General features: G+C 47.9%; 8 protein-coding genes. 3 read left to right on the plus strand and 5 right to left on the minus strand.

Annotated elements, in window-relative coordinates:
• Window positions 1-156 precede the first annotated feature (156 nt).
• Complete coding sequence (locus tag LDL40_RS18420; protein ID WP_300996948.1) at window positions 157-585, plus strand: Lrp/AsnC family transcriptional regulator; 429 nt, start codon at window positions 157-159, stop codon at window positions 583-585.
• Here the strand turns inward: LDL40_RS18420 and LDL40_RS18425 are convergent.
• The 4 genes from LDL40_RS18425 to LDL40_RS18440 all read right to left on the minus strand — a co-directional run bounded on the left by LDL40_RS18425 (window position 569) and on the right by LDL40_RS18440 (window position 4,650).
• Window positions 569-2,023: a diguanylate cyclase gene (locus LDL40_RS18425; protein ID WP_300996950.1), complete on the minus strand. Its 1,455-nt coding sequence runs from the start codon at window positions 2,021-2,023 to the stop codon at window positions 569-571. The two genes, LDL40_RS18420 and LDL40_RS18425, sit on opposite strands and share 17 nt — an antisense overlap.
• A gap of 148 nt (window positions 2,024-2,171) precedes the next feature.
• Window positions 2,172-2,708, minus strand: a complete 537-nt coding sequence (locus tag LDL40_RS18430; RefSeq protein ID WP_300996952.1) for a glycine zipper 2TM domain-containing protein — start codon at window positions 2,706-2,708, stop codon at window positions 2,172-2,174.
• Window positions 2,709-2,812: 104 nt separating this feature from the next.
• Window positions 2,813-4,279, minus strand: coding sequence for a capsule assembly Wzi family protein (locus tag LDL40_RS18435; RefSeq protein ID WP_300996953.1), 1,467 nt, complete (start codon window positions 4,277-4,279; stop codon window positions 2,813-2,815).
• Window positions 4,280-4,383: 104 nt separating this feature from the next.
• A complete protein-coding gene (locus LDL40_RS18440; RefSeq protein ID WP_300996954.1) occupies window positions 4,384-4,650 on the minus strand; it encodes a GNAT family N-acetyltransferase in 267 nt (88 codons plus the stop codon).
• An 82-nt stretch (window positions 4,651-4,732) separates the two neighbouring features.
• Here LDL40_RS18440 and LDL40_RS18445 point away from each other — a divergent pair, with 82 nt between their 5' ends.
• Window positions 4,733-5,476: an ABC transporter substrate-binding protein gene (locus tag LDL40_RS18445; protein ID WP_300996955.1), complete on the plus strand. Its 744-nt coding sequence runs from the start codon at window positions 4,733-4,735 to the stop codon at window positions 5,474-5,476.
• Window positions 5,477-5,783: 307 nt separating this feature from the next.
• Here the strand turns inward: LDL40_RS18445 and LDL40_RS18450 are convergent, their stop codons facing one another.
• Window positions 5,784-7,124 (minus strand): FAD-binding oxidoreductase, encoded by a 1,341-nt coding sequence (locus tag LDL40_RS18450; RefSeq protein WP_300996956.1) that lies wholly within the window; start codon window positions 7,122-7,124, stop codon window positions 5,784-5,786.
• Between the two features lie 78 nt (window positions 7,125-7,202).
• Between LDL40_RS18450 and LDL40_RS18455 the strand changes: the two genes are divergently transcribed.
• Window positions 7,203-7,769: a GNAT family N-acetyltransferase gene (locus LDL40_RS18455; protein WP_300996957.1), complete on the plus strand. Its 567-nt coding sequence runs from the start codon at window positions 7,203-7,205 to the stop codon at window positions 7,767-7,769.
• The last annotated feature ends 225 nt before the right edge of the window (window positions 7,770-7,994 follow it).

Below are 7,994 nucleotides of genomic sequence, written 5' to 3' on the forward strand. Positions count from 1 at the left end.
AGCGCTTTTAGCCCCGCCCGAAGGGAGTCGCTGGGCGATTGCACTGCGGTGTTAGCCTGTCTCACAAGGTAGTCGACATTGCTTCGCCAGGCCGCCTTGCATTGCAAGCGCCCAGCGGCTCTGAAACTCACATCTTGAGGTCACTTGGGTATATACATGGATAAATTTGATCAGCATATTCTGGCGGAACTGAAAAAAGATGCGCGGCAAAGTGTGTCTACTCTGGCTGAAAAAGTCAGTTTGTCGCGCAGCGCTGTCTCCGATCGTATTAAGCGCATGGAACAAAACGGTGTGATCCGGGGTTATCAGGTGCTGCTGTCTGAATCACAAAAAAGCGCTGTCTCTGCTTACTTTGAAATTCAGCATCGTTGTGGCCGTTGCGCTGATGTGATGCATGTGTTTCGTGCTATTCCTGAAGTGATGACCTGCCACGGTATCAGCGGAGAAATGGACTTATTAGTATATGTAAAAACTGAGTCTATGCAGCGTTTGCACGAGATTCGGGAGTTACTGGATGCCGAACTGGACGTGATTAAAATCCGTACTCATGTAGTGATGAGCGAATGGATCAATAATCTGGGGTAACAGACAGAGTCTCAGTGCTTCGCACTGCGCAGTTTCTGCCAGCTTTTTTCGCCCTGTACAAGGCCTGATCGGCCAGCTCTACTAAGCTTCTGCTATCCATGGTGGCCGCTGGAATATCGCAGTACCAGCCAATACTGACTGTACAATAGCCATGCTGATGGTTGAGCCTGATCTGGTGAGCTTCAAGACGGCGCAAAAAATCATCCAATAACAGCTGCATAGTTTCAGCATCACTGCCAACACTGACCAGAATAAACTCCTCACCGCCATAACGAACCAGTAAATCGTCTTTGCGCTGAAACTGGCTCTGACAAAGCTGCGCAAAGTCTTTTAAACACTGATCGCCGAAGTTATGTCCCAGCTTGTCATTGATTTGCTTAAAGTGGTCCAGGTCCATCATCGCCAGCGTCAGAGGCAGTTGCTGGCGTTGGCACAAAGCCAAAGCCTGCTGCACGCGGGGTTCAAAGTACTGCCTGTTGTACAAGCCAGTCAAAGGGTCATGCTGACTTAATTGCTCCAGTCGGATATTGGCCTCAATTAACGCCTGGTTTAGTTTTTTTAGCTTCAGATAACTGATGCTGACCACGGATATCAACAAGACAAAAGCCAGCAACATTTGCCAGAACAGCTGGTAGTCAAAGCCTTGTTCATAACGAATAGCCAGCCAGTGATTGTTGATTTGCTGTTTTTGCTCCAGGCTGATCTGTTGCAGCAATAAATCAAAAATTTCCAGCAGCATTGGATCGTCATTACGGCAAGCCAGACTCAACTGAGTGTCTTCAGGTAAACGCCCTGCTATTTTCAGGTTAGTGATAGAGTTCTGTTGCAGGCTATAGCTGATACTGCCCATATTGCCTAACATACCGTATAAATGTCCTGCCTGGACCTGTAACAACCCCTGCTCATAATCCTCGTAAGGTACCAACTGCAATTGCGGGTACCTGTGCTGGTACAGCTCAAGGGTGCCAAAACCTGCGCGGATCCCTACAGGTGAGGTGTTGGGAATGTCGGCGACTGAGCGAATAAAAGCTTTGTCCTTTGTCGTGACTACGACATAAGGAACTTCCAGATAAGCTTTGGTAAAACTCAGATACTCAAGACGGGAAGGGGTAGGCATGGCGAGAGTTAAAAGGTCACAGTGTCTGTCTTTGGCAGCTTGCAGCGAAGCGGGCCAGTTTGATGTGGGGTAAAGCTCAAGTGGCACAGGCAGCATGCGTCTGAGCAACCTGATGTATTCAGCCGAAATGCCAGTGTGTTGGTTTTGTTTTGACAAGGCTTCAAAGGGCAGCCAGTTAGGGTCTATACAGTAAGTGACTTTGCCTTTCTGTTGCAGATGCTTGATTTGAGCTTGTGACAATACAGATTCTGCAGCCACAGACCAACTGGCCAGGCAAAGGCCAAGCAAAATAACACTATGTTTAAAAGCTACAGCTGACATGAGATGAACAGCCCTGAATTATGGCATACGCTCATTAGCACCATAGGTCTGCTTTGTCTGAGTCGCAAGGCTGAAGATCAAATATTAAGCCGGATTTTCTAAACTAGTAACGGACGCAAACAAAAATGCCCCATAAAGGGGCATTTTGTTAGTTGCTGCTGGCGACCAGCAACTGGCCGTCTTTCACCGGAATACGTTCGGCCGGTTGTTGTTCTAAGCGGGTTTTGTGTACTTTGCCATCCAAAAGATAAGTTACATCGTAGCCCACTACCTTTTGCTCTGTTTTCTGCACCGTTTTGCAGACACGGCGGGTTGTGCTTTCTACGTCCTTGTTTTGCATGTCGTTTTGCACTTGTTTACCGGCATAACCACCAGCCGCAGCCCCTGCGACAGTAGCAATTTTTTTGCCGGAACCGCCGCCAATCTGATTACCCAGTACACCACCAACCACAGCGCCTAATACCGTACCTGCGATTTGATGCTGATCCTGCACAGCTTTTTTCTGCTGCACTATCTGATCTGTACATTGTTCAACCGGCACCTTGTAGTTTTCGTATACAGCTTTACTGGCCACAACTTCGGCATAATCAGGTTCTTTGTCCAAATAGCTGTAACCGGCCACAGAACCTAAAGCAGTTACTGCTATACCACCTACGACTAATCCTGCTATCAGAGACTTATTCATGCTGCACCTCAATTCACTGTTATGACGTCAATTGCCTTTGGCAATCAAGATGACAACAGTCTAGGCGCGTCAAGCTGTATCAGCGCTGAACAGCATATTTAATCTCAGAATTGCCTGCTCCAGTTAAAAAACAGTCGAGCATCCCAATCTTGTTCGCCCGTAGCTGGCGTTCGGGAATAGATCAAATCTGTGCCTAACTCTAAGTCACCATAGCTGGTTGGATGCCGATAGCTCTGTTGCCATTGATACTGTCGTTCATAACGACCTCTTGAGAGCGGATTACCGCCAGGTAAAGGCCTGTCAGTGGCATCTACGTTTAGTCGGATCCAGGCTAGTTTGTGTTGCCAGTTGGCGCCGCTCTCCAGTTGGCGAATCAAACCCAACTGCAGCACCAAAGCGTCGTTGTCATAGGTTGATCCAATGGATTTATGGTAAGACCTATACCCCTGAAGAAACTTATCGTGTTCGTACAGACAGTTATTTTTCTCAATATCGTTGCAATAGGCGTTATTACCAGTGAACTCCAGATAAAGCCTGCTGTTAAATTCTGTCAGGTAAATATCTGCGCCGACTTGATAACTGACTTTGGTCAGTTTGTATTTTTGTCGGTTGAAGTCTTCAGAGGTCGCCATCATGTAAAAACCAACAGGGCGGTCAAACCAGATGTCACTGTATCTGGCATCATAACCGGCCAGCATATTTTCATGGCCTTCGAGGGCACCACCCCGGAATAATCCCTGATACCAGTCCGACAGACCATTACCATATCCATCGCCACCCCACATCATCACCCAGCTAAAGCCAAGTTCCAGTTTGCTGATAGGTCTGATGCTGGCGCGGCTTGACCAGACCTGGGCATTGTTGATGGCGCCTTGAGCAATCTCTTCAGCCTTGAGTTCTTCCATTCGGGCAAAGCGGCTGGTAAAAGTCCAGGGGCCTGTAATTGAGCTCAACCATGAATCGGCATTGCTGTTGTATCTGCTCAGACTTATACCGGCCAGAGGGCGGGCATTGTGGCTCATAATGGTACTGCTATCCCAGCTTGGCCCCCAAAATTGGTCGACCCGGCCTGCAGTAAATACCCAATTGCCCAACTTTGCGGCCATATAGCTATGATCCAGCCTGCTTCTGTTACCTTGCTCATCAGTTGAGTGGTAAGTGCCTGTTAAACGGCCGCTGAAGTGCTCAGACTGAAAGGATAAAGAACCACGGGCTGCGGCACTGTCGGTAAAGTCTTCGCCGAAGCTTTTATAGGCGTCCTGATCTGAGGCCGCGTGCAGTGTCACTTTTGCCGCCAAAGGGGGTTGTTGTTGTTGCCACAGTTGCTGCAGTCTGCGCACGGCCAGCAACTGCTCATCATTCAGTTGTGACATATCCACGGCATCCAGATCCTGTTTAATGCCAGCCCAGAATAAAGGGTAAGTATTCACTGGCTGACGGATCAGGCCATAATCGGACAATAACTGCAGATCAGCTTTTTGTGACAGATCTGTGGCTTCAATCCACCACTGGGCCTGCACTTGGGTACAGGTCAGTAAAGAAGCAAAAATCCAGGGGGTGTGGCGATACATAAGGTCATATCCCAGATAAAAAAACTGGGCACATTTTAAGAGATAAAGCTGAACGCTAACTGTGTGAAGATGTTATTGAGCCTGTTTTTTATAAAAAAGTTAAATTATTTACTTCTGCTTAGAAAGAGTTGTACGTAAGAGCAACTGCTACTGATTGAGTAATTTTGGGCTTTGGCCCAGTCCAATGCGGCTGTCACCAGTTGATTGGCAACTCCTTTACCTCTGGCACTGACAGGTACAAAAGTGTGATAAAAGTGCAGATGCAAGGCTGTCGGATCCAGCTCGTACTGCACCAGCGCCTGCTCTGCACCCAGGTCGATGATAAATTGCTGTTTTTCAATCTGATGTTGCACCAGATATTTTTCTTGCATCTGTGTTTTCTGCATAAGGTGCCTATACTTACATCTGACCACCATGCAACGGGCCGTACATTGGCGTCACAGAGGGTTTTAGATGAAATGGTTTTGTTGGTTATGTCTTTTTCTCAGTTCTGCCGGCCAGGCCAAGACAGAATTGACTGTGCTGGTCGGTCTGGATAAACCACCTTACATCATTTTGGATGACAGTTCCGGCTATGAGTTGGATTTATTAAAACTACTGATTAAAAAAATGGGCTATGACGCAGTGTTTCTGCACGTACCTAATGCCAGAATCAAAAATTTAATGCTTGAAGGCAAGGCTGATGTGGCAACTCTGCAAAAGCCAGATCCGGAACTGCCATTGTATTACTCTGAGCCATATATTCGTTATCAGAATGTCGCCGCCACCTTAAGCTCGAAAAGTATCAGATTGACCCATATGGATCAGTTAAAACCCTACAGCGTTGTGGCCTTTCATAATGCACGGTCTTTGTTGGGACCAGACTATAAGCTATTGACCGACCAAATACTGAATTATCAGGAAGTGGCGAATCAAAGCCAGCAGTTACAAATGCTGTTACTTGAACGTTGTGACCTGGTAGTGATGGATAGAAATATTTTTTATTACTATGCAAAAATGGCAGGGCACAGCATGCAACCATTTGATTTTGCATCCTTATTCTCACCAAGTTTATACAGTGCAGCTTTTAAGAATGAGCGGTTAAAGCAGAAATTTAATCAGGCTCTGGCTGAAGTACAGCAAGAGCCCATTTTTACTCAGTTACAACTGAAGTATTTTTCTGAAGTGAATCAACAGCTTCAGGATCCGCAGTTGTAGTTTCTGTATTGGCAGTTTGAGCTTCTTCCGCTTTTTGTTTCAGACGGATAGAGTTTTTCACCAGAATGTTTTTCTTTTGTTTGGCTCTTTTACTGATTTTCTTTTTTAACGCTTTGCTTGAACTCATGATGTTTTTTCTCTATCCGGATATGGCTGCTAGTTTACCTGACTCTGATTATTTACCCAAGAAGTTGCAGCGGCTTCGGTAGGGGCTGGGCTTGTCGCTGCCCGTCTATAGTTCGAATCCGATGCAGGATAGGCTTTATCCCCGCCTGTCCCGCATCCACTTCGATCTAAATGAAGCTCATCAAAACCAGCGATCTTTTACCATGCCGTAATGGAAATAGCCCCATTGGCCTAAACGCCGCAGCGCGGGCAAGGGAAATTTAGGCAAAGCCGACTGATACAGCGGGATTTCTGGCAACGTCAGACCCATCACACGTTCAGCCAGGCGTTTACCCGCCTGCACAGAAAAGGTCAGGCCGCTGCCACAATAGCCCATGCTGTACAGCACATTACCCTTGTCATCGGCTTGCGCCAGATGCGGAATATCGTCCAGTGTCATACAAATCCAGCCTGACCAGCTGTAGTCATAACGCAATTGTTGCAAAGCCGGAAAGCTGAGTTTAAGTACGTCCAGCAAACGTTTGGCGAAATAAGGATCTTCAGCGCCCTGGCCTGTAATAGCACCGCGGCCTCCGAACAGTATCCTGTTGTCCGGCAGTTTACGGTAGTAGTACTTCAGTGCTCTGGTGTCCATAATCACCTGCGAGGTTAAGAAGTTACAGGCGGCTAACTGAGCTTCAGACAAAGGTTCAGTGACAATAATTTGTGACAGCACGGGCAAAGTGCGCTCTTGCACACCGCTGTGCAGCAGCTTTGGGGTATAACCGTTACTGGCAATCACCACTTTTTTGGCGCGCACCACTCCTTGTGGGGTGAGCAGTAACTGTTGATCAGCATCCTGTTGCCACTGAGTGACAGGACTTGCACTATAAATTTTTGCTCCGGCTTGTCGTGCCAGTTGCTGATAACCCCAGGCCAGTTTTAATGGATTAACGCCAAAACCATCGTAAAAACGTAAGGCTGCATAGGCATGTTGGTCGGCAACAAATTTCTGATGCAGCTCGTCACGGCTGAACATCTCCACCTGATAACCAAATTCTTTTTGCAACAAACTGGCCTGTTGCTGCAGAGTTTTGACCATAGAAGGTTTATGCGCCATGCGCAGATAACCGGCTTCCTGCTGGTCACACTCTATGCCAGTGGCAATCAATGCTTTGACGGTTTCAAGACCGGCACAAAATTCGTTGTAAATGCCATGCATGGCGGCTTCACCATACTGCGAACGCATCACTGAATAAGGCTTTCGGCCGGAGGATTTTAGTACAAAACCTGCGTTACGGCCGCTACAACCCCAGGCGGTTTGGTTGGCTTCCAGCACCACAGCTTTAACGCCATGTTCAGTGGCCAGATGATAAGCACAGGACAAGCCGGTATAACCAGCGCCAATAATGGCCACGTCTACTGTCAGATCCTGTTGCAACTGGCCATCATCAGCAGGAGCTGTGCCTGAATGCGCCGCCCAATAGCTAGTTGGCAACGCTTGGCCCTGGCCCGGATGAGGGTCTAATAGCGGGTCGTACATCCGTTTTTCCTTTTAGTTGTATTGGATGAGAATTTTGGCGATCATGGCAAGAACCAAGGCAAAAACCAAGAGTGTTTTATGTTTTCCAGCGCTATTCAGTACCGCCAGTTGCAATTGCAGGATTACGCTGCCCTGTTGCAATTAGCCAATCAGGTGCATGGTGATGGTTATCTGGATGCTCAGTCTCTGGCTTATTACCATCAACTCAGTATTAAACAAGGTATAGATGCCAGTTTTGTCGCTTACGCCGACCAGCAACTGGTAGGTTTTCGTTTATGTTGGGCCGCAGGACAATGGCAGCCGGATCCATGGTGCAGTACAGAACTCTGGCAAACCGCTGTGGCCGATACCAGTTACTTTAAATGCAATACCATAGCGCCACTCTGGCAGGGCCGTGGTATAGGCGGTGAGCTAATGAGTCGCTCTATCGCAGCGTTAAAACAACAAGGTGCCAAAGCCGGCGTTGCGCACTTATGGCGACAAAGTCCTGGCAATGCCGCAGTGAAGTACTTTACCAAACAAGGTGGGCAGCTGGTTAAAATTCACCCGGACAAATGGCGGGAAGACAGCCATAACGGTTATGAATGTGTACGTTGTGGTTTTGATTGTCGCTGTGAGGCCGCCGAGATGATTATCTATTTCTGAAAATCCTTCGTCCTTGGCGCCGCAGCGGCGTTGACTGCGCGATTTCGCCCCAGTCACATAGGACAACTATGCTCCCGGGGTCTCAATCGCTTGTCGCCTTGCTGCACCACCAATGCCTTTGGATTTTATCCTGCGTCCTTGGCGCCGCAGCGGCGTTGACTGCTTTCGCTCACCCCGGTCACATAGGTTTACTATGTTCCCGGGGATTCACTCTTTTGTCGCCTT

The sequence above is a fragment of the Rheinheimera sp. genome (assembly GCF_020217005.1).
Lineage (GTDB): Bacteria > Pseudomonadota > Gammaproteobacteria > Enterobacterales > Alteromonadaceae > Pararheinheimera.

Coding starts and splice junctions, on each gene's coding strand:
- LDL40_RS18440 (WP_300996954.1), bottom strand. CDS start 4,650: ATGCAAGAAAAATATCTGGTGCAACATCAGATTGAAAAACAGCAATTT.
- LDL40_RS18425 (WP_300996950.1), bottom strand. CDS start 2,023: ATGTCAGCTGTAGCTTTTAAACATAGTGTTATTTTGCTTGGCCTTTGC.
- LDL40_RS18450 (WP_300996956.1), bottom strand. CDS start 7,124: ATGTACGACCCGCTATTAGACCCTCATCCGGGCCAGGGCCAAGCGTTG.
- LDL40_RS18435 (WP_300996953.1), bottom strand. CDS start 4,279: ATGTATCGCCACACCCCCTGGATTTTTGCTTCTTTACTGACCTGTACC.
- LDL40_RS18430 (WP_300996952.1), bottom strand. CDS start 2,708: ATGAATAAGTCTCTGATAGCAGGATTAGTCGTAGGTGGTATAGCAGTA.
- LDL40_RS18445 (WP_300996955.1), top strand. CDS start 4,733: ATGAAATGGTTTTGTTGGTTATGTCTTTTTCTCAGTTCTGCCGGCCAG.
- LDL40_RS18455 (WP_300996957.1), top strand. CDS start 7,203: ATGTTTTCCAGCGCTATTCAGTACCGCCAGTTGCAATTGCAGGATTAC.
- LDL40_RS18420 (WP_300996948.1), top strand. CDS start 157: ATGGATAAATTTGATCAGCATATTCTGGCGGAACTGAAAAAAGATGCG.